The sequence below is a fragment of the Polaromonas sp. UC242_47 genome (assembly GCF_044452385.1).
In the GTDB taxonomy this organism is placed as follows: Bacteria; Pseudomonadota; Gammaproteobacteria; order Burkholderiales; family Burkholderiaceae_C; genus Polaromonas.
In genome coordinates, this window is record NZ_JBIOAO010000001.1 from 2,234,208 (window position 1) to 2,252,985 (window position 18,778).

The window sequence follows — 18,778 nt, forward strand, 5'->3', positions numbered from 1 at the left end:
CGACGGCATTCTGGTTTTGATTTATATTTTGGGACATTGTTTGTCTTAATTGGGACATGTCCGTGCCACAAGCCGTACCCGTTATTCGAAGCGCCAGCCTCAGCGGTTATAGGGAGCTTGCAGGTGCGCTGAAGCTCAATCCCGAGGCCATGATGCGCAAGGCTGGACTGAGTTCGCGCTGCCTGGATGACCCGGAAATGCCGATCAGCGTGATCGCCGTGCGGGAGCTGCTGGAGTCCAGTGCCACAGTGGCCCAGGTGGAGGACTTTGGCTTGCAGCTTGCACGCGGCAGGCGTTTGGCCAATCTCGGGCCTATCAGTATCGTGTTGCGCGAGGAACCCACCGCGCGACAGGCGCTGGACACATTGGGCCGCTATTTGCGTCTGCTGAATGCATCACTGCTAACGCGCATCGAGGACCACGATGATGTGGTGATCATTCGCGAGGACTTTCTGCTGGAGGGCGCAGCCTCGGTCCGACAGTCGATGGAGCTGGCTGTGGGGGTGATGTACCGTATTCTGGAAGAGTTGCTGGGACCTGAATGGCGGCCGCGACGGGTCTGTTTCTCGCACCGGCCGCCCCATGACAAAAGCAGCCATCTCGCTTTTTTTGGTCCGAAGCTGGAGTTCAACGGTAGTTTTAATGGCATCGTGTGCGCGGCGCGTGATCTCGCCACACCCTTGCCAATGGCCGATACCGGCATGGCCCCGTACGCGCGCCGGTTTCTGGATCAGGCGCTTTCCCGCAGCCGGAATAACACCACGGATGCCGCGCGTCAGCTTGTTGCTGCGCTGCTTCCGGGCGGTCGCTGTACCGCCGATCAGGTCGCGCAGCATCTGGCCATGGACAGGCGCACCCTGCATCGCCATCTGCAGGCTGACGGGGAAACGTTTTCTTCGATGATGCAGGCGGTCCGTTCGGAGTTTGCCCTGCGGCAAATCCGCGATAGTGACCGTTCCATGGCCGAGTTGGCCGAGTTGCTGGGCTTCTCCGCCCCCAGCGCATTTGCCTTCTGGTTCAGGCGCAGGTTCGGCTGCACGGTCTCGGTATGGCGAAAAAGCCAGCTGGCGCCGGGCTTGGGCTAGGAGATTGAGATGGGGTTTTGGCCTGTCCGGAGGGGATCGAACCCCCGACCCTCAGCTTAGAAGGCTGATGCTCTATCCAACTGAGCTACGGACAGATATAAAAAAAGCCCACAGAGTGAGCTTTTTTTAAATGGATTCAATGGTCGGAGTACAAGGATTCGAACCTTGGACCCCCTGGTCCCAAACCAGGTGCGCTACCAGACTGCGCCACACTCCGACTAGTCAATTATTATAGCGCGAACTTTGGCCTCTTGAACGCTGTCCGGAGACTATTTGCAGCATCTATTCATCAAGATTCAAACCGGGCCGTTTTTGTCCGCCGGCGCGTGGACAAGTTGCCTTCTACTTTTGCTATCAATTCAAGAGCTTGTTGCGCTTATCTCGCCTAGGCTGGAGGCCTGTTTTTCTCAAAATTTCAGCGTTTTTGGTATTGTGTCTTGCCAAACAGGACCTCGCGTTCCGCGTCGCTGCGCACGGGTTTACGCAGCTCGGCCAGCACCTGGACGCCGCGCTGAACCGCCGGCCGGGCGCCCACCAGATCAAACCATTTCTTCAAGTGGGGGTAATCGGCCCAGTCGATGCCCTGGTTTTCCCAGCTGCGCAGCCAGGGGAAGATGGCGATGTCGGCAATCGTGTACTGGTTGCAGGCAATGAATTTGCTGCCGGCCAGTTGTTTGTCCATCACGCCGTACAGGCGTTTGGCTTCGTTGGAATAACGGTCGATCGCGTAGCCGATTTTCTCGGGCGCATACATCCGGAAATGATGCGTCTGGCCCAGCATAGGGCCGACGCCGCCCATCTGGAACATCAGCCACTGCAAGACCTGGAACTTCAGGCGGTCGGTTTTGGGCAAAATTTTGCCGGTTTTGCCGGCCAGATACAACAGGATGGCGCCCGATTCAAACAGGGCGATGGGTTTGCCGTCGGGACCGTCGGGGTCCACCAGCGCCGGAATCTTGTTGTTCGGGCTGATCGCCAGGAAGTCGGGCTGGAACTGGTCGCCGGCGCCTATATTGATGGGCCGCACTTCCCAGTCGCGCCCCAGTCGAAAGCCGCACTCTTCGAGCATGATGTGGACCTTGTGGCCGTTGGGCGTGGGCCAGGAATAAACTTGAAACATGGCAAAAACCTTTGGAACTATGATCGTCGCTGCACTTTAAGAGAAAAGCCGGAATCATGTTTGAGCGCTTGAAAAAGGTCTTTGCACGAAACGACGCAGACGTTGTGGAGACGGCGCTTTCCGAGGCCGTGTCGCCGCTTTCGGAGTGGGCCAGCACGCAGGGCTTTGGTTACGCCAGTGCGGGCGGCAAAGGTTTTGCGCTGACGGGGAAGGTCCGAGACAAGGCCTGGAAGCTGGAAAGCGGGCCGCCGTCGCGTGACTACATCGAGGGCGAAGAGTTGCGCGCCCGGGCGGACTTGCGTCTCAACCCGGATGTGGCGGTGTTGATCATGAACCGGCCACTCAAGGAAGCGCTGGAAAAACGCGCTGATTCGGTGTACTCCGACAGCTTGCAAACCACGGCTGATCCCGGTTTGCCCGAAGAAATGCGCTGGCTGGCGATGTACCCCGAAGTCGGCTGGAGCAGCCTGGTGCCCGAGTTTTGGGAGCGCTACGCGGTGCTGGCGGACCAGCGCGACCATGCGCTGGCCTGGGTGGACCGCAACCTGGCCGAATTGCTGCTGCATTGGCCGGCGCCCGGCCCCGACGCGCAGACGCCTTTTTTCCTGATGCTGCTGCGTGGCAAGGCTTATTTGCGCATGCAATACAGCCCGGCCGACATGGCGACCTTGCAACATGCGGCCATCATCTACACCAGCGCCTGTGATGCCGCGCTGGCCGGCTTGAGCACCGACATTCCCCTGTAATTCAAGGAAAAAGAGGCTCCAGCCCAGATGGGGCGGGCGCAATCAGCTACTTTTTTTGATAGTGACTGAAGGCGCCCGTCGCGCCCGGCCGGCGCGCTGCTTCAGCCGCCGCGGGTCACCGGCATCTCGACTTCGCCCGGCATCAGCAGGTGTTTGGCCAGCTCCAGCTTGGCCAGCGAGGCGCGGTGCACTTCGTCCGGGCCGTCGGCCAGACGCAAGGTGCGCTGGTGCGCGTAGGCGTAAGCCAGCGGGAAATCGTCCGACACGCCGCCGCCGCCGTGGGCCTGGATCGCCCAGTCGATGATCTGGCAGGCCATGTTGGGCGCCACCACCTTGATCATGGCAATTTCGGCCTTGGCGACCTTGTTGCCCACGGTGTCCATCATGTAGGCGGCCTTGAGCGTCAGCAGACGCGCCTGGTCGATCATGCAGCGCGCATCGGCAATCCGTTCGTGCCAGACCGACTGGCGCGCCACCGGTTTGCCGAAAGCCACGCGGCTGTTCAGGCGTTTGCACATCAGCTCGAGCGCGCGCTCGGCAATACCTATGCTGCGCATGCAGTGGTGGATACGTCCGGGGCCAAGGCGGCCCTGGGCAATTTCAAAACCGCGGCCTTCGCCCAGCAACATATTGCCGACCGGCACACGCACATTGGTCAGGCGCACTTCCATGTGGCCGTGCGGTGCGTCGTCGTACCCGAACACCGTCAAGGGACGGATCACGGTGATGCCCGGCGTGTTGGCCGGCACCAGGATCATGGACTGCTGTTCGTGGCGGCCGGCATCGGGGTTGGTTTTGCCCATGACGATGTAAATGGCGCAGCGCGGGTCACCGGCGCCGGACGACCACCATTTCAGACCGTTGAGCACGTAGTCGTCACCGTCACGCACGATGCTGCACTGGATGTTGGTTGCGTCCGAGGAGGCCACTTCGGGCTCGGTCATCAGGAAGGCGGAACGGATTTCGCCTTTGAGCAAAGGCTCCAGCCAGCGGTCCTTGTTGGCTTCGGAGCCGTAGCGGGCGATGGTTTCCATGTTGCCGGTGTCGGGCGCCGAGCAGTTGAAAATTTCAGGCGCAAACGGCACACGTCCCATGATTTCGCAGAGCGGCGCGTATTCCAGGTTCGACAGGCCTTCGGGCGCACGCGGCGAATGTGGCAAAAACAGATTCCACAAACCGGCCTTGCGGGCCAGGGGTTTGAGTTCTTCAATGAGGGTGGTGGGAATCCAGGCATTGCCCTTGGCCCGGTTTTCGGCAATTTCCCGGAAGAAACGCGCCTCGTTCGGGTAAACGTGTTGGTCCATGAAAGCCAGCAGGCGGGCCTGCATGTCCTGTACCTTGGGGGTGTAGCTGAAGTCCATCAATATCTCCTGGGGTGGGGCGTCGTTAAAGGGGGAGGGTGCTCAGATGTGTTGCTTCTGACTTTTTTGGGCAAAGTCCCAGGCCATGCGGGCCAGCACAGGCGCGCCTTTGGCGGAACTGACCGCCTGGGCGCTAGCGGCGGTGCCGGCTTCAACCCGTTTGGCGATGCCTTGCAAAATTGCGGCAAGTCGAAACAGGTTGTAGGCCAGGTAAAAGTTCCAGTCGGCCTTGATCAGCTCCGGGCTGGCAAAACCGGTGCGTTCGCAATACAGGCGGATGTAGTCGGCTTCTTCCGGAATGCCCAGGCTGGCCACATCGAGTCCGCCTATGCCGCGGAAGGCGCCGGGCGGAATATGCCAGGCCATGCAGTGGTAGCTGAAGTCGGCCAGCGGGTGGCCCAGGGTCGAAAGTTCCCAGTCCAGCACGGCCAGCACATGCGGCTCGGTCGGGTGGAACATCAGGTTGTCGAGCCGGAAGTCGCCGTGCACGATGGAAACCATGCTTTCATCGCGCGCACTGGCCGGAATGTTGGCCGGCAACCAGGCCATCAAGGCATCCATTTCGGGAATGGGGTCGGTGATGGAGGCGACGTATTGTTTGCTCCAGCGGCCGATCTGGCGTTCGAAATAATTGCCGGGTTTGCCGTAGTCGGCCAGACCGCGTTCGGCGAACTTGACCTTGTGCAAGGCCGCAATCACGCGGTTCATCTCGCGGTAAATCTCGCCGCGCTGGGCCTGCGTCATGTCGGGCAGGGCCTGGTCCCACAAGACCCGACCTTCGACAAACTCCATCACGTAAAAGGCGCGGCCGATCACGGCCTCGTCTTCACACAGGCAATACATCTTGGCCACCGGCACGTCCGTGCCTTGCAGGCCGGTCATGACCTTGAACTCGCGTTCAACCGCGTGGGCCGAGGGCAGGAGTTTGGCCACCGGGCCCGGCTTGGCGCGCATCACGTAGGCACGTGCCGGCGTGATCAGTTTGTAGGTCGGGTTGGACTGGCCACCCTTGAACATTTCCACCGTCAGCGGACCCTGAAAACCGGGCAGGTTTTTGGCCAGGTAGGTACTGAGGGCCTCGGTATCAAACAGATGTTGGCCCGAGACCGCGCGGGTGCCCAGGAAATGGTCAAAGTTGCTCATGCTTATTTTTCCAGGTCGGCTTCAGAAATTCGCAGCAGCGTTTCGCGGTTGCGCACCACCAGGCCGCCCGGCTCGATACGGATCGCTTCTTCGCGCTCCATGGCCTTGAGCTCCTGGTTCACACGCTGACGCGAGGCGCCAAGCAACTGCGCCAGTTCTTCCTGCGCCAGTTGCAGGCCGATACGCACCTCGCGCCCGTCGCTCAGGCTGCTGACGCCGTAGCTGCGCACCAGGTGTAACAACTGTTTGGCCAACCGCGCCCGCAGCGGCAAGGTGTTGAGGTCTTCCACCAGGCCGTAGAGCTGGCGGATGCGGCGCGCATGCAGGCGCAACATGGCTTCGTACAACTCGACATGCGAGGCCAGGATTTTTTTGAAGTCGGCTTTGGCCACACACAGGATGGTGGTTTCGCCATGGGCGTAGGCATCGTGTGTGCGCCGGTCGCCGTCGAAGATCGCCACATCGCCGAACCAGATGCCGGGCTCCACATAAGTCAGGGTGATTTGTTTGCCCGAGATCGAGGTCGAACTCACACGCACCGCACCCTTGGCACAGGCAATCCATTGCTCCGGTGGATCGCCGCGAGCGCAGATCAATGCACCGTCTTTGAAACGTTGGACAAAAGCGCATCGAAGTATGTCGTGCCTGAGTGAGGGTGATAGGGATGAAAACCAGCGGCCACCGTTGATGGCTTCTCTTTCGTCTATCGTAAGAATGGGATCGTCCATAACCTGTCTTTTGTGTGACTCAGAAGAAGGCTATTGTCGCGCCAGCGACGGCTTGGGAGGGGCCCATCTGTCGCCTCGGTGTCCCGAGGCAAACCACTCGCACGGGGCCGCTGCGCTGCGGCCCCTTACCGTTTAACTGTAAAGCGGCGGGCGTTTCTCGAGAAACGCGGTGATACCTTCGCCACCGTTGCGGTGGTGCAGGTTGCGCACAAAATGCGCGCGTTCGGCGTCGAGTTGCTGGCTCAAGGTGTTGGTCGGCGCTTCGTTGACCAGTTCCTTGATGCTGGCCAGGGCATTGGGCGCACGCGCATTGAGCATGTCGGCCAGTTTCAGGGCTTCGTTGAGTGCATTGCCGGCCGGGGTGCTGCGGTTGACCAGGCCCAAGGCCTGCAAGCGCGGTGTGCCTATACGTTCACCACACATCAGCAGTTCCGTGACCAAAGCGCGCGGCATGGCGCGGCTCAAAGCCCAACTGCCGCCGCCATCGGGGGACAGGGCCACGCTGCTGTAGGCCATCACAAAAATGGCGTTGTCCGCCGCCACCAGGAAGTCGCAGGCCAGCGCCAGCGAAAAACCGGCGCCTGCGGCAGCCCCTTCGACCGCGGCAATCACGGGTTTGGGGAAGGTGCGTATCGAATCTATCCAGCTGTGCAGGCTGTCTATGCTCTGGGCCTGCACCTCGGCCGGTTGCTGCCGGTTGCCCAGCAGGCGTTGCAGATTGCCACCGGCGCAAAAGGTCGGGCCTTCGCCGGTGATGACCACGCTGCGGATGTCGGGGTTGTTCTCGGCGGCGTTCAGGGCCTCCACACCGGCGGCATAAATTTCAGGCCCCAGCGCGTTTTTGAACTCGGGGTTGCTCAGGGTCAGTACCAGGGTGCTGCCGTCGCTGGTGCTTTTCAAGGAACAGGTCATGTCAGTTCTTTCAGGGTGTTGAGCCAGCGATGAAGTCCGAAACCCACGACCCCATTGCAAGCAGACGCCGCGGAACTGGCTTTGCCAGGCCGCAGGTGTCGCCCCCTGGAAGGGGGGAAGGTGCTACACGAAGTGAGCATCCGACGGGGGTATCACGACTCTTCGTGCATCAGGCTCAAACCAATGGCGCCGCGGCGGCGCAGCCACGGGGAAGGGCGGTAACGTGGGTCGCCATAAACGGTTTGCATGTTGAACAGCACTTCCAGGATGTTGGTGGGACCATAACGGTTGCCCATGGCCAAGGGGCCCAGGGGATAACCCAGGCCTAGGGTCACGGCGGTTTCCAGGTCTTTGGGGCTGCAGATGCCTTGCTGGCAGATGTCGCTGGCGATGTTGACGATGGTGGCGACCACGCGCTGCGTGACAAAACCACCGCTGTCGCGGATCACGCTGACGGCCTTGCCGTCGCGGGCAAACAAGGCGTGCGCGGCGTCGCGCATGTCGCTGCGGGTGGCCGGGTTGGTGGCCAACACGCGGCGTTTGGTCTCCGCGTCGTCGATCAGCATGTCAATACCTATGGTGCGCGCGGGGTCCAGGCGCTCGACCACGGCCACGGTGGTGATGTCAAAACCCAGCGGCGCCACCAGCACCAGCGCGTTCAGCGACGGTGAGGCACCGGTTTCGATGTTGGCGCCTAGGTTTTTGAGAAGCTGCAACAGCTCGGAACGACGCGCCGCCCGCGGCGAAACCCAGACCGGTGGCATCTCGCTGACCGTCGGCGTCGCCGGCTCTGCGGCAACTTGCGCCACGCCGTCCTGGTAGCGGTAAAAACCTTCGCCGGTTTTGCGGCCCAAGAGGCCGCCGGCCAGGCGCTGCGCGGTGATCACGCTGGGGCGGTAACGCGGCTCGCCGTAATACTGCTGGTAGACCGACTCCATCACCGGATGTGACACATCCAGAGCGGTCAAATCCATCAGTTCGAACGGGCCCAGCTTGAAGCCGGCCTGGTCTTTCAGGATGCGGTCTATGGTGGCGAAATCGGCCACACCTTCGCCGACGATACGCAGGGCTTCGGTGCCGTAACCGCGCCCGGCGTGGTTGACGATAAAACCCGGCGTGTCCTGGGCCTGCACCGGCGTGTGGCCCATTTGCCGCGCGTATGCGGCCAGTGCCTCACAGGTGGCAGGCTCGGTTTTCAGGCCGGCGATCACTTCCACCACTTTCATCAGCGGCACGGGGTTGAAAAAGTGATAACCGGCGAAACGCCCTGGCTGTTTCAAGCCGGCGGCAATCGCCGTGACGGACAAGGAGGAGGTGTTGCTGGCCAGAATGGCTTGCGGCGAAACAATGCCTTCCAGTGCTGCAAACAGTGACTTTTTGACATCCAGCCGTTCAACCACCGCTTCGACAACGAGGTCGCAGTCGGCCAGTTCTTCCAGCGTGCCCGCCAGCAGCAAACGGGCTTTGTAGCCGGCCGCCTGCGCCGCGTCGAGCCGGCCCTTGTCGACCAGTTTGTCCCACTGGCTGCCCAGTGCGTCGCGGGCTTTGCCGGTGGCGTCGATTTGCGTGTCAAACAGCTTGACCAGGCTGCCCGCCTGCGCTGCCAGTTGGGCAATGCCGCGACCCATGGCGCCGGTGCCAACAATGCCGACGGTTGTATAGAGTGGTTTCATGGGAAAGGATTATCACGCAGCCCGGGGGTGACGTTAAGCCCCCGTCGGCCGTCTTGTCACCGGCTCTGTTTTTGCATTCGTGGCATGCTGGCACACCCGAGCGCGTCCAATGGGCAACTGATCGATGCCGCAGCGCTCCGCTTGAAACCGCCGGCCTTGGCGGTCAAGCCCGACGCCAAGGCCTGATGGCGATGACGGGCAAGCGCCGGTGGGCGTCCAGCCGGCCGCAGTTTGTCGCTGGGTATTAGCGGCGCACCTGCAAGGCCCCCGGGTTAACGATGTTGGTCGGCGTCCCCTTGATGAAGTTGACCACGTTGTCAAAAGCGGCGCCGAAATAGAGCTCATAGCTTTCCTGCTCCACATAACCGATGTGCGGCGTGCAAATGCAGTTCTCCAGGCGCAGCAGGGCGTGGCCTTGCAAAATCGGCTCGGACTCGAACACATCGACCGCCGCCATGCCGGGACGACCGCGGTTCAGGCCGGCGATCAGCGCATCAGACTCAATCAATTCGGCACGTGAGGTGTTGACCAGCACGGAAGAGGGCTTCATGCGCGACAGGTCGTCGAGAGTGACCGCGCCCCGGGTGTCGTCCTGCAGGCGCAGGTGAAGGCTCAGCACATCGCTCTCTTGAAAAAACTCGCTTTTAGACGAGGCCACTTCATAGCCATCGGCCAAGGCCCGGGCACGCGACGCCTGGCTGCCCCACACCAGCACCCGCATGCCAAAAGCCCGGCCATAACCGGCCACAATCTGGCCGATCTTGCCGTAACTCCAGATGCCCAGGACCTTGCCCTTGAGCACCGAGCCGATGCCGAAGTTGGATGGCATGGAGGCGTTTTTCAGGCCGGCCTGCTGCCAGGCGCCATGTTTGAGGTGTGACACATAGTGCGGAATGCGGCGCATGGCGGCCATGATCAGTGCCCAGGTCAGTTCGGCCGGCGCCGTGGGCGAACCGCCGCCTTCGGAGACCACGATGCCGCGTTCGGTGCAGGCGCCTACATCCACGTGGTTACCCAAACGCCCGGTTTGCGCAATCATCTTGAGCTTGGGCAATTTTTCGATCAGTTGGCGCGGCAAAGGGGTTCGCTCGCGGATCAGCACGATCACATCGGCGTCTTTGAGCCGTACGGAAAGTTGGCCTATGCCTTTGACAGTGTTGGTGTAGACCTTGGCCTGGTAAGCATCGAGTTTGGCGGCACAGGAGAGTTTGCGCACCGCGTCCTGGTAGTCGTCAAGGATCACAATATTCATGCCGATATTGTGCCTGCAAGTTCTGCCGCAACGAGGCGGCGCACCAGCAAGATGTACCTGAACGCAACCGGAAAAACCAGGAGGCCAGCGGCCTGCCGCAAGGGCGCGAGGCCTTGCGCTCCACGCGTTGCGGCAAAAGCTCTTTTGCTGCTTGCTCAGGCGGCTTGCGCGGCGGCTTCCCTCTGGGCCATGCGGTCCAGTTCGGCGCAGACATCGGCCATGCGACCCGAAATCACCATGCGCCCGGCGCAGGCCGGATGGATACCGGCCTCCAGTGCACGCACAATTTTCAGGCGCCGTGGGGACGTGGTTTTGGCTACGGTTTGACAAGGTTTTTGGCCTGTAGCCGATGAGGGGTGAGCGCCATTAGCTATGTTTTTAATAGCGGATGGCGTATGGCCCGAGGCGCAGCGCCGCAACGTGGGAACCGGGGCAAAGACGGGGGATGACGCTGCAGCAGGCGGTGTGGGTACCCAGAAGGCGGCCAGCGCCTGCAAAGGTGCGAACAAGGCCGACAGCCGCGATGAACGTGAAAAACTGGCGATTCCCATGAGAACTCCTAAAGTTAGAGGTTTACACAGGCAGGATTACAGGAACGAACAATCCGCAGCATCAGGGTGTTGGCCAATCGACTTGGCCAAACGCCCGCCACCTGTTGCGCGGAAATGAGGTGGACGCCCGGTGAAGTGGGGCCGTCCGGCATGACGCCTATGCGTGGACTAGACCAGCATGGTGTTTCGAATCAGGCCGACGGCCAGGCCTTCCAGCTCGAAGGGCTCGCCGGGCTCCACCACGATGGTTTTGAAGTCGGGGTTTTCGGGCAGCAACTCGATCAGGTTTTTGGTGCGGCGAAAGCGTTTGACGGTGACTTCATCACCCAGGCGGGCCACAACGATTTGTCCGTTTTTGGCTTCCTTGCTTTGCTGCACGGCCAGCAGGTCGCCGTCCATGATGCCGGCATCCCGCATGCTCATGCCGCGCACCTTGAGCAGGTAGTCGGGCTTGCTCTGGAACAGGCTGCTCTCGAAATGGTAAGTGCGGTCAACATGCTCCTGCGCGAGAATAGGGCTGCCAGCGGCAACCCGTCCCACCAGCGGCAGGACGAGTTGGGCCAGGCTTTGCAAGGGCAAGGGAAACTGTTTGCTGCGGGACTCATGGATGGAGCGCAAGGTGTCGCCACGCAGGCGTATGCCGCGCGAGGTGCCGCTGACCAGCTCGATCACGCCTTTGCGGGCCAATGCCTGCAGGTGTTCTTCGGCGGCGTTGGCGGATTTGAAGCCCAGCTCGTTGGCGATTTCTGCGCGTGTGGGGGGCGCACCGGTGCGGGCAATCGCGGTCTGGATCAGCTCCAGGATTTGCTGCTGGCGTGCGGTGAGTTTGGGCGTTTCCGAAAAATCTGCGAGGCTGCTCATGGCGATGACTCCTTGGGGTACACAGCGAATCAAACGGCGAGAATCGTTGAGGGCTGTTTGAATATCCAGTAGCTGTATTTTTATCCAGTTTTTAAAGGAATGCAAGTGTCTGATGTTGTGACGAATAAAAAGATGGTGATTCTGGGCACGGGTGGCACGATTGCCGGCACGGCAACAAGGGCCGGGGATCACACGGGTTATACCGCCGCGCAACTGGGCATTGCACAACTGGTCGCCGCCGTCCCGGCGCTGGCAGGCAGCCCTTTCGAGTTGCTGACCGAACAGGTGGCCCAGATTGACAGCAAGGACATGTCTTTTAGCGTGTGGCGCGATCTGGCCGGCCGTGTCAGCCACTGGCTGGCGCAGCCCGAGGTGTTGGGCATCGTCATCACACACGGCACCGACACGCTGGAGGAAACCGCCTATTTTCTGCAGGCTTTGCTCCATCCCGCCAAACCGGTGGTGCTGACCTGCGCCATGCGACCGGCCACGGCGCTGGTGCCGGACGGCCCGCAAAACCTGGTCGATGCCGTGGCGGTGGCGACGCACCCGGGCGCGCGCGGCGTGGTGGCGGTGTGTGCGGGTGTGATTCACAGCGCAATGGATGTGCAGAAGGTGCACCCGTACCGGCTGGACGCCTTTAGCTCTGGCGATGCCGGGCCGATCGGTTATGTCGAGGAAGGGCGCTTGCGTTTGATGCGAAATTGGCCTCTAGCCCCGGTGGATCATACGCAAGCAGCTATTGAAAGCATAGCGATGCTGCCAGATGAAGCGGCCTGGCCGCGGGTCGAGATCGTGATGAATTACGCCGGTGCCAGCGCCGCGGTGGTGCAGGCGCTGCTGGCCAGCGGGGTGCAAGGCCTGGTGGTGGCAGGCACTGGCAACGCCACCTTGCATCATGCGCTGGAAGCGGCTTTGCATGAGGCGCAGGCGGCGGGCATTCCGGTGGTGCGCGCCACGCGCTGTTCGGAGGGGCGGGTCTTGCCCACGCCGGACGCTGCCATCCCGGATTCACGGGGACTGAGTCCGGTCAAGGCCAGGGTGGCGCTGATCTTGTCATTGCTTGGCAAGCGCCCATGAAAAAAGGCCGTCCATCGACGGCCTTTTTGGTGGAGACAGCGCGGTCTCAGTCCGACAAGGCCTTGAAGGCCCGGGCCGTGATTTCATCGACACCGCCCATGCCGCTGATGGCGCGGTACTGGGGGGCCACGTCGGGCGCGGCCTTGGCCCAACTGGAGTAATACTCGACCAGCGGACGGGTTTGCGCGCTGTAGACCTCCAGCCGCTTGCGCACGGTTTCTTCCTTGTCGTCCTCGCGCTGGATCAGCGGCTCGCCGGTCACGTCGTCCTGGCCTTCGACCTTGGGCGGGTTGAACTTGACGTGGTAGGTCCTGCCCGAGGCGGGGTGCGAGCGGCGGCCGCTCATGCGTTCGATGATGGCTTCAAACGGCACATCAATCTCCAGCACGTAATCAAGCTTCACGCCGGCGGCCTTCATGGCATCGGCTTGCGGAATGGTGCGCGGAAAACCGTCGAACAAAAAGCCCTGATCGCAGTCGGGCTGGGCGATGCGTTCTTTCACCAGGTTGATGATCAAGTCGTCGCTGACCAGGCCGCCGGCATCCATGACTTTTTTGGCTTCCACGCCCAGCGGTGTGCCGGCCTTGACGGCGGCGCGCAACATGTCGCCGGTGGAAATCTGGGGAATGCCGTATTTCTGGCAGATGAAGGTGGCTTGTGTTCCTTTGCCCGCGCCTGGTGCGCCCAACAAAATCAGTCTCATGAATGTCCTCGGATTTTTATAAAGATGGCAATGAGCGGGTGGCCCGGAACCGGACGCCCGCTTTCAAATAAATGGCTTTGAGCTTGAGGATAGCATGCGCTTCCCCGCGCCTGGCTTACACAAACAGCGCACGCACGCGTGCCAGATCCTCGGGGGTGTCGACGCCGGCGCCGGGCGCTTGCGTGGCGATGTGCACCGCGATGCGGTGGCCATGCCAGAGGGCGCGCAGTTGTTCGAGTTGCTCCAGTTGCTCCAGCGGGGCTTGCGGCAGGGTGGGGAATTGCCGCAAAAAGCCGACGCGGTAACCGTAAATGCCCACGTGGCGCAGGGGCGGCGGCAAGCTGCTGCCGGAGTCCCACCAGGCCTGGCCGGCGAAATCGCGGGCTGCGGGAATTGGTGCGCGGCTGAAATAAAGCGCCGTCTGGCGCGCATCCAGCACCACTTTGACGATGTTCGGGTTCAGCAAATCTTCCCGGGTGTCTATGGCATGGGCGGCGGTGCTCATGGCGCAGTCGCTGCGTTGCGCCAGCAAGCCGGCCACGGCGTTGATCAGCGCCGGGTCTATCAGGGGTTCATCGCCCTGGACATTGACCACCTGCTCCTCGTCACCCAGGCCCAGCAGGTCGCAGGCCTCCGCCAGCCGGTCGCTGCCGCTGGGGTGGTCGGGCCGGGTCAACACGGCCGCGACGTCAAAAGCTTGGCAGGCCGCCACGATGGACGGGCTGTCGGCAGCCACCACGACGCGGGCGGCGCCGCTTTGCAAAGCGCGCTGGGCCACACGCACCACCATGGGCACACCGGCAATGTCGGCCAGCGGTTTGTCGGGCAGGCGGGTGGAGGCGAGGCGGGCGGGGATGAGGACGGTGAAACTCATGCCTTGATCGAAAGGTGCAACATCACAGGCCGAGTTCCTCGTCGGTGAGGGTGCGTGCCTCGTTTTCCAGCATCACGGGCAAGCCGTCGCGAATCGGGTAAGCCAGCCGCGCGCTGCGGGAGATCAGTTCCTGTTTTTCGCGGTCATACACGAGCGGGCCTTTGGTCACGGGGCAGACCAGCAGTTCAAGCAGTTTGGTGTCCATGGGGGAATGGTAATGGAGAAAGCAGGGGATGCAGCAAGCGGTCGAAGGCGGTGAAAAAGGCCGGCTCCGGGGAGAATTCCAGCGGCACGGCCAGCACGTCGTTTTGCCGGGGAAACAGCTTGACCGCATCTTTTTCGGTGCAAATCAGGGTGTAGCCCTTATCCGGCGGGCGCGGATAGCTATCAAAATTATAGTGATCGGGGAGCGCCCGGGTTTCCGCCAGTGGCAGGCCGCGGGCGCGCAGCATCTCAAAAAAGGCTTCGGGTTTGGCTATGCCGGCCAGCGCGATCAAGGGTTGGCCGGTCAGTTCGCTCAGCGGCACGCGGCTGCCATCGGCGCGCAGCGCGTGGTCGGCCAAGCGGCGTGTCGATCCAAACCCATCGAAGGCGGCGCGGGCCCCGGTGTGCAACACCAGATCGACGCCGCGCCCGCCCGCGCGCGCGCTACGGTGCAAGCGTGCCGGCCAGGGCTCACGCAGCGGGCCGGCCGGCAGCAGCCAGCCATTGCCGGCGCCACGTTCGTCAAACACCGCAATCTCGATGTCGCGCTGCAAGGCGTAATGTTGCAGGCCGTCGTCACAAACCACGACCTGGGTGGCCGGGTGCGCCGCGAGCAGGGCGCGCACCGCATCGATACGCCGCGCCGCGACAAAAACCGGTGCACCTGTCGCCCGCCGGATCAGGGCGGGTTCGTCGCCGGAGGTTTCGGGTGGGGTGGACGTCAAAACTTCCAGGCAGGCTTGCCCACTGCGACCGTAGCCGCGCGAGACCACGCCGGCTTGCCAGCCGCCGGCCTGCAGGTGTTGCACCAGGGCAATCACCGCCGGTGTTTTACCGGCGCCGCCGGTCACGACGTTGCCCACCACGACCACGGGCACGGAGACATGTTCGGATTTGAAGACGCCGGCCTGGTACAAAGCCCGGCGCAGCCGCACCAGCAGGCCAAACAACTGGGCCAGCGGCCAGAGCAGGCAGGCGAGGGCGCCGCGGCGCAGCCAGGCCTGCAGCAACAGCCGCTTCACGTCTATTTGGCGCCGGCCTGGGCCGCGCTCTGGGTGGCAAAGGTGATCTGGCTCAGGCCGCTGCGCCTGGCCGCTTCCATCACGGTGATCACCGACTGGTGTGTGGCGCTGGCATCGGCGCTGATGACCACCACGCTGTCCTTGCCGGCCTTGGCGGCGGCCACCAGCGCGGCGCTGAGCGCCTCGATGCTGCGCCCGTTGACCGGGATTTTGCTGACCATGTAACGACCATCACTGCTGACGGCCACGATCACTTCCTTGGGGTAGTCGCGCTGCTGCTCGGCATCGGCCACCGGCAGCTTGATCTGCAGTTCGGTGAACTTGCTGTAGGTGGTCGACAACATCAGGAAAATCAGCACAACCAGCAACACGTCGATGAAGGGGATCAGGTTGATCTCGGGTTCATCCCGTGAAGGTCCGCGGAATTTCATGATTTGCGCAGCGTATTGAGGTGGCGCACAAAACGTTCGGCCGCAATTTCCATAGTCAGCAGGTAACCATCCACCCGCGCCCGGAAGTAGCGCCAGAAAATCAGCGAAGGAATCGCCACGATCAGGCCAAAGGCCGTGTTGTAGAGCGCGATCGAAATACCCTGCGCCAGTTGCGCCGGGTTGCCGCCGGCAGCGTTGGCCACACCGCCACCGCCGGCCTGCGAGCCAAAAATCTCAATCATGCCGATGACGGTGCCCAACAGGCCCAGCAACGGCGCCGCCGAGGCAATCGTGGCCAGCGCTGCCAGATAACGCTCCAGCGTGTGGGCGGCGCGCCGGCCGGCGCCTTCCAGGGTGGAGCGCAGGTCGTCTTCACTGATGCGCGGATTGGCGTTGAGCGCCCGAAAACCGCTGGCCAGCACCTGGCCGAGCAGGGAGTTGTGTTCCAGGTGGGTCACCACGTCCGGGGCCGGCACGGCGCTGCGGGAGACCGTGATGGCCTCATCGAGTAATTTGGGCGGGGCAATCCTGGCGGTCTTGAGGCTGGTGAAACGCTCGATAACCAGCGCCAGCGCCAGGATGGAGCAGGCAACCAAGGGCCAAATAGGCCAGCCTGCGGCTTGTATGATCGAAAACAAGGCAAATCTCCCAGCAGATAATTGCTGTGGATTATGGCCTAGCCGATCACGCTGAATCGGGCTTGTGCGGTCCCTCCCTGATTTGTTTGGATGCCAGCAAGGCGTAGGACTTAACCCACAGAACTTGTGGATAACTTTGTGAGCAAGTACCCGGCGCTACGCTGCGAAGCCGCGCCCATGGGGCTTTGTGACAGAACGATGAAAAATTGAGCAGAATAAAGTTATTCAAAATCAATGACTTACACGTATACATCAGACCTTCCCCGGCAAACCACCGCCAACCCCCCGTCCCTATGCGCTTCTGTGGAGTATTACCCGCATGAAATCAAGGGATTTGCCTGTGTTTGAGACCTCGGGTGAGCCGCCAAGAGCCGCGCCGGGCGTGCGTATCTGGCCCGTCGGTTCCTTGCTGCGCGCGATTGCCGACAGCCTGGAGGCACGTTTCAATCCGGTGGCGGTGCAGGGCGAAGTCAGCGGTTTTTCGCGGGCGGCCAGCGGCCATTGTTATTTTTCGCTGAAAGACACCCAGGGCCAAATCCGCTGCGCCATGTTCCGGCGTGCCGCTGGTCTGCTGGATTTTTCCCCGCGTGACGGGCAACTGGTCGAGGTGCGCGGCCGGCTCGGCGTTTACGAGCCACGCGGCGAACTGCAACTGATTGTCGAATCCATGCAGCAGGCCGGGCAGGGCAATCTGTTTGAGCAGTTTTTGCAGCTCAAGGCCAAGCTCGAAGCCGAAGGCCTGTTTGAGGCCGGCCGCAAGCGGGCTTTGCCCTTGCTGCCCAAAGCCATCGGGGTGGTGACCTCGCTGGGCGCGGCCGCCTTGCATGACGTCGTGACGGCCCTGCAACGCCGCGCGCCGCATATTCCCGTGGTGATTTACCCGGCCAGCGTGCAGGGCGCACAGGCGCCCGAGGAGTTGCGCCAAGCCTTGCGCAAAGCCTACGAACGCGCCGAGGTGGACGTCTTGCTGCTGGTGCGCGGCGGCGGCGCCATGGAAGACCTCTGGGCCTTCAACGACGAACAAATGGCGCGATTGCTGGTGGCGGCGCCCATGCCGGTGGTGTGTGGGGTTGGCCATGAGACCGACTTCACGATCGCTGATTTTTGCGCCGATTTGCGCGCCCCCACACCCACCGCTGCGGCCGAGTTGTGTGCCCAGCCGCAGCAGGTCTGGCTGGGTGCGCTGGAACGAGCCCAGGATCGCTTGCAAGACGGAGTGGAGCGCCAATTGCAGGCCCACAACCAGCGGCTGGACTGGGCCGCGTCCCGCGTCAGCCGGCCCTCGCATCTGGTCACGCGCCAGCAGGCCCGGCTGGCCGGCCAGGCCCAGCGTCTGCGTCACGCGTTGCAGTCGGGCCTGCAACGCGAAAAAAACCAGCTGCAGGCCCTGAGCCTGGCGTTTCCGCAAGCGCTGGCGCAATCACTGCAACAGCAGCAGCGCCGCCTGGAGCGCGCGCAACTGCGCCTGGCGCCGCTGGACCCTCACCATGTGTTGCAGCGGGGTTACGCCTGGTTGGCCGATATGCAGGGCCAAGCCATCAGCAGCGCCGCAGCGACCCGGCCCGGCCAGGCCTTGCGTGCAACCCTTGCCGATGGCGAGGTCGATTTGACAGTTTCTGCACCGCGGCTGATTTAGTTTTTACAATGCGCCCTGACAGTCGGTTTTATCAACACAACACCACACGAGGAAAACATGGAACACACACTGCCCCCGCTGCCTTACGCCATTGACGCGCTGGCGCCTCATTACAGCCAGGAAGCGTTCGAATACCACCATGGCAAGCACCACAATGCGTATGTGGTCAACCTGAACAACCTGCAAAAAGGCACGGAGTTCGAGGCCATGACACTCGAAGAGATCGTCAAGAAGTCGAGCGGCGGCGTGTACAACAACGCGGCGCAGATCTGGAACCACACCTTCTTCTGGAGCTGCATGAAGCCCGCGGGCGGTGGTGAGCCTTCCGGCGCGCTGGCAACAGCCATCAACGCCAAATTCGGTTCCTACGCTGCGTTCAAGGAAGCCTTCGTCAAGTCGGCCGTCGGCAACTTCGGTTCGGGCTGGACCTGGTTGGTGAAAAAAGCCGACGGTTCCGTGGACATCGTCAACACCGGCCCGGCCGGCACACCGCTGACCACCGCCGACAAGGCGCTGATGACCGTGGATGTGTGGGAACACGCTTATTACATCGACTACCGCAACATGCGTCCGAAGTTTGTCGAGACCTTCCTCGACAAACTGGTGAACTGGGACTTCGCGGCCAAGAATTTCGCCTGATCGCCATTCGGCTCGCGGTGTTTCCTGTGAAGCAGGCCTTGAACAAAACAGCCATGTTTTGAATTTGGCTTGCCGTGAGACACCCAGCTTGAATAAAAGGGCTCGAAGATTGATCTTCG

20 protein-coding genes and 2 tRNA genes are annotated in these 18,778 nt (G+C 62.1%); 5 read left to right on the forward strand and 17 right to left on the reverse strand.

The annotated features are described in order from the left end of the window. Positions 1-56: 56 nt before the first annotated feature. Positions 57-1,085 (forward strand): AraC family transcriptional regulator, encoded by a 1,029-nt coding sequence (locus ACHMXK_RS10955; protein WP_397440234.1) that lies wholly within the window; start codon positions 57-59, stop codon positions 1,083-1,085. Positions 1,086-1,103: 18 nt separating this feature from the next. Here the strand turns inward: ACHMXK_RS10955 and ACHMXK_RS10960 are convergent. The 3 genes from ACHMXK_RS10960 to ACHMXK_RS10970 all read right to left on the reverse strand — a co-directional run bounded on the left by ACHMXK_RS10960 (position 1,104) and on the right by ACHMXK_RS10970 (position 2,205). Beyond that, a tRNA-Arg gene (locus tag ACHMXK_RS10960) sits at positions 1,104-1,180 on the reverse strand. Between the two features lie 45 nt (positions 1,181-1,225). Then, positions 1,226-1,302, reverse strand: a tRNA-Pro gene (locus ACHMXK_RS10965). Positions 1,303-1,500: 198 nt separating this feature from the next. Then, positions 1,501-2,205 carry a glutathione binding-like protein gene (locus ACHMXK_RS10970; protein ID WP_397440236.1) on the reverse strand — a complete coding sequence of 235 codons (705 nt, stop codon included), beginning with the start codon at positions 2,203-2,205 and terminating at the stop codon, positions 1,501-1,503. A 56-nt stretch (positions 2,206-2,261) separates the two neighbouring features. On the opposite strand from ACHMXK_RS10970, the gene ACHMXK_RS10975 reads away from it, so the two are divergent. Continuing rightward, on the forward strand, positions 2,262-2,951 hold the full coding sequence (locus ACHMXK_RS10975) for a hypothetical protein (protein ID WP_397440238.1): 690 nt from the start codon (positions 2,262-2,264) through the stop codon (positions 2,949-2,951). A 101-nt stretch (positions 2,952-3,052) separates the two neighbouring features. On the opposite strand, the gene ACHMXK_RS10980 is transcribed toward ACHMXK_RS10975, so the two are convergent. The 8 genes from ACHMXK_RS10980 to lexA form a co-directional block, all read right to left on the reverse strand. Further along, positions 3,053-4,312 (reverse strand): acyl-CoA dehydrogenase family protein, encoded by a 1,260-nt coding sequence (locus ACHMXK_RS10980; protein ID WP_397440240.1) that lies wholly within the window; start codon positions 4,310-4,312, stop codon positions 3,053-3,055. 42 nt (positions 4,313-4,354) lie between these two features. Then, a complete protein-coding gene (locus ACHMXK_RS10985) occupies positions 4,355-5,455 on the reverse strand; it encodes a phosphotransferase (RefSeq protein ID WP_397440242.1) in 1,101 nt (366 codons plus the stop codon). A 2-nt stretch (positions 5,456-5,457) separates the two neighbouring features. Continuing rightward, complete coding sequence (locus tag ACHMXK_RS10990) at positions 5,458-6,183, reverse strand: Crp/Fnr family transcriptional regulator (protein WP_397440245.1); 726 nt, start codon at positions 6,181-6,183, stop codon at positions 5,458-5,460. A 132-nt stretch (positions 6,184-6,315) separates the two neighbouring features. Further along, entirely contained in the window at positions 6,316-7,095 is a 780-nt protein-coding gene (locus tag ACHMXK_RS10995; RefSeq protein WP_397440247.1) for an oxepin-CoA hydrolase, alternative type, read from the reverse strand. Between the two features lie 152 nt (positions 7,096-7,247). Next, entirely contained in the window at positions 7,248-8,768 is a 1,521-nt protein-coding gene (locus ACHMXK_RS11000; RefSeq protein WP_397440249.1) for a 3-hydroxyacyl-CoA dehydrogenase, read from the reverse strand. Between the two features lie 244 nt (positions 8,769-9,012). Next, on the reverse strand, positions 9,013-10,020 hold the full coding sequence (locus ACHMXK_RS11005) for a D-2-hydroxyacid dehydrogenase family protein (protein ID WP_397440251.1): 1,008 nt from the start codon (positions 10,018-10,020) through the stop codon (positions 9,013-9,015). A 155-nt stretch (positions 10,021-10,175) separates the two neighbouring features. Then, positions 10,176-10,571, reverse strand: a complete 396-nt coding sequence (locus tag ACHMXK_RS11010) for a hypothetical protein (protein ID WP_397440253.1) — start codon at positions 10,569-10,571, stop codon at positions 10,176-10,178. A 168-nt stretch (positions 10,572-10,739) separates the two neighbouring features. Continuing rightward, a complete protein-coding gene (gene lexA / locus ACHMXK_RS11015; protein ID WP_397440255.1) occupies positions 10,740-11,432 on the reverse strand; it encodes a transcriptional repressor LexA in 693 nt (230 codons plus the stop codon). Between the two features lie 99 nt (positions 11,433-11,531). Here lexA and ACHMXK_RS11020 point away from each other — a divergent pair, with 99 nt between their 5' ends. After that, the gene (locus ACHMXK_RS11020; protein WP_397440257.1) at positions 11,532-12,512 is read left to right on the forward strand and encodes an asparaginase; all 981 of its coding nucleotides are present in this window, start codon (positions 11,532-11,534) and stop codon (positions 12,510-12,512) included. A gap of 46 nt (positions 12,513-12,558) precedes the next feature. On the opposite strand, the gene adk is transcribed toward ACHMXK_RS11020, so the two are convergent. From adk to ACHMXK_RS11050, 6 genes are all read right to left on the reverse strand, one after another. Further along, the gene (adk, locus tag ACHMXK_RS11025; protein WP_397440259.1) at positions 12,559-13,215 is read right to left on the reverse strand and encodes an adenylate kinase; all 657 of its coding nucleotides are present in this window, start codon (positions 13,213-13,215) and stop codon (positions 12,559-12,561) included. Positions 13,216-13,330: 115 nt separating this feature from the next. Then, the gene (gene kdsB, locus ACHMXK_RS11030; RefSeq protein WP_397440261.1) at positions 13,331-14,089 is read right to left on the reverse strand and encodes a 3-deoxy-manno-octulosonate cytidylyltransferase; all 759 of its coding nucleotides are present in this window, start codon (positions 14,087-14,089) and stop codon (positions 13,331-13,333) included. Between the two features lie 22 nt (positions 14,090-14,111). Next, positions 14,112-14,294 carry a Trm112 family protein gene (locus ACHMXK_RS11035; protein WP_318404508.1) on the reverse strand — a complete coding sequence of 61 codons (183 nt, stop codon included), beginning with the start codon at positions 14,292-14,294 and terminating at the stop codon, positions 14,112-14,114. Continuing rightward, a complete protein-coding gene (gene lpxK / locus ACHMXK_RS11040) occupies positions 14,275-15,315 on the reverse strand; it encodes a tetraacyldisaccharide 4'-kinase (RefSeq protein ID WP_397440264.1) in 1,041 nt (346 codons plus the stop codon). Before lpxK ends, ACHMXK_RS11035 begins: the two co-directional genes overlap by 20 nt. Before the next feature lie 2 nt (positions 15,316-15,317). Then, the gene (locus tag ACHMXK_RS11045) at positions 15,318-15,746 is read right to left on the reverse strand and encodes an ExbD/TolR family protein (protein WP_397440266.1); all 429 of its coding nucleotides are present in this window, start codon (positions 15,744-15,746) and stop codon (positions 15,318-15,320) included. After that, positions 15,743-16,384, reverse strand: a complete 642-nt coding sequence (locus tag ACHMXK_RS11050) for a MotA/TolQ/ExbB proton channel family protein (protein ID WP_318404503.1) — start codon at positions 16,382-16,384, stop codon at positions 15,743-15,745. The genes ACHMXK_RS11045 and ACHMXK_RS11050 overlap by 4 nt, the downstream gene beginning before the upstream one ends. Positions 16,385-16,703: 319 nt before the next feature. Here ACHMXK_RS11050 and xseA point away from each other — a divergent pair, with 319 nt between their 5' ends. Further along, positions 16,704-18,020 (forward strand): exodeoxyribonuclease VII large subunit, encoded by a 1,317-nt coding sequence (gene xseA / locus ACHMXK_RS11055; protein WP_397440269.1) that lies wholly within the window; start codon positions 16,704-16,706, stop codon positions 18,018-18,020. Positions 18,021-18,077: 57 nt separating this feature from the next. After that, positions 18,078-18,659, forward strand: a complete 582-nt coding sequence (locus tag ACHMXK_RS11060) for a superoxide dismutase (protein WP_397440271.1) — start codon at positions 18,078-18,080, stop codon at positions 18,657-18,659. Positions 18,660-18,778 lie beyond the last annotated feature (119 nt).

Coding starts and splice junctions, on each gene's coding strand:
- ACHMXK_RS10970 (WP_397440236.1), bottom strand. CDS start 2,205: ATGTTTCAAGTTTATTCCTGGCCCACGCCCAACGGCCACAAGGTCCAC.
- ACHMXK_RS10955 (WP_397440234.1), top strand. CDS start 57: ATGTCCGTGCCACAAGCCGTACCCGTTATTCGAAGCGCCAGCCTCAGC.
- ACHMXK_RS10985 (WP_397440242.1), bottom strand. CDS start 5,455: ATGAGCAACTTTGACCATTTCCTGGGCACCCGCGCGGTCTCGGGCCAA.
- ACHMXK_RS11045 (WP_397440266.1), bottom strand. CDS start 15,746: ATGAAATTCCGCGGACCTTCACGGGATGAACCCGAGATCAACCTGATC.
- kdsB (WP_397440261.1), bottom strand. CDS start 14,089: ATGAGTTTCACCGTCCTCATCCCCGCCCGCCTCGCCTCCACCCGCCTG.
- xseA (WP_397440269.1), top strand. CDS start 16,704: ATGAAATCAAGGGATTTGCCTGTGTTTGAGACCTCGGGTGAGCCGCCA.
- ACHMXK_RS11020 (WP_397440257.1), top strand. CDS start 11,532: ATGCAAGTGTCTGATGTTGTGACGAATAAAAAGATGGTGATTCTGGGC.
- ACHMXK_RS11005 (WP_397440251.1), bottom strand. CDS start 10,020: ATGAATATTGTGATCCTTGACGACTACCAGGACGCGGTGCGCAAACTC.
- ACHMXK_RS10975 (WP_397440238.1), top strand. CDS start 2,262: ATGTTTGAGCGCTTGAAAAAGGTCTTTGCACGAAACGACGCAGACGTT.
- adk (WP_397440259.1), bottom strand. CDS start 13,215: ATGAGACTGATTTTGTTGGGCGCACCAGGCGCGGGCAAAGGAACACAA.
- ACHMXK_RS11035 (WP_318404508.1), bottom strand. CDS start 14,294: ATGGACACCAAACTGCTTGAACTGCTGGTCTGCCCCGTGACCAAAGGC.
- ACHMXK_RS10980 (WP_397440240.1), bottom strand. CDS start 4,312: ATGGACTTCAGCTACACCCCCAAGGTACAGGACATGCAGGCCCGCCTG.
- ACHMXK_RS11060 (WP_397440271.1), top strand. CDS start 18,078: ATGGAACACACACTGCCCCCGCTGCCTTACGCCATTGACGCGCTGGCG.
- ACHMXK_RS11010 (WP_397440253.1), bottom strand. CDS start 10,571: ATGGGAATCGCCAGTTTTTCACGTTCATCGCGGCTGTCGGCCTTGTTC.
- lexA (WP_397440255.1), bottom strand. CDS start 11,432: ATGAGCAGCCTCGCAGATTTTTCGGAAACGCCCAAACTCACCGCACGC.
- ACHMXK_RS10990 (WP_397440245.1), bottom strand. CDS start 6,183: ATGGACGATCCCATTCTTACGATAGACGAAAGAGAAGCCATCAACGGT.
- ACHMXK_RS11000 (WP_397440249.1), bottom strand. CDS start 8,768: ATGAAACCACTCTATACAACCGTCGGCATTGTTGGCACCGGCGCCATG.
- ACHMXK_RS10995 (WP_397440247.1), bottom strand. CDS start 7,095: ATGACCTGTTCCTTGAAAAGCACCAGCGACGGCAGCACCCTGGTACTG.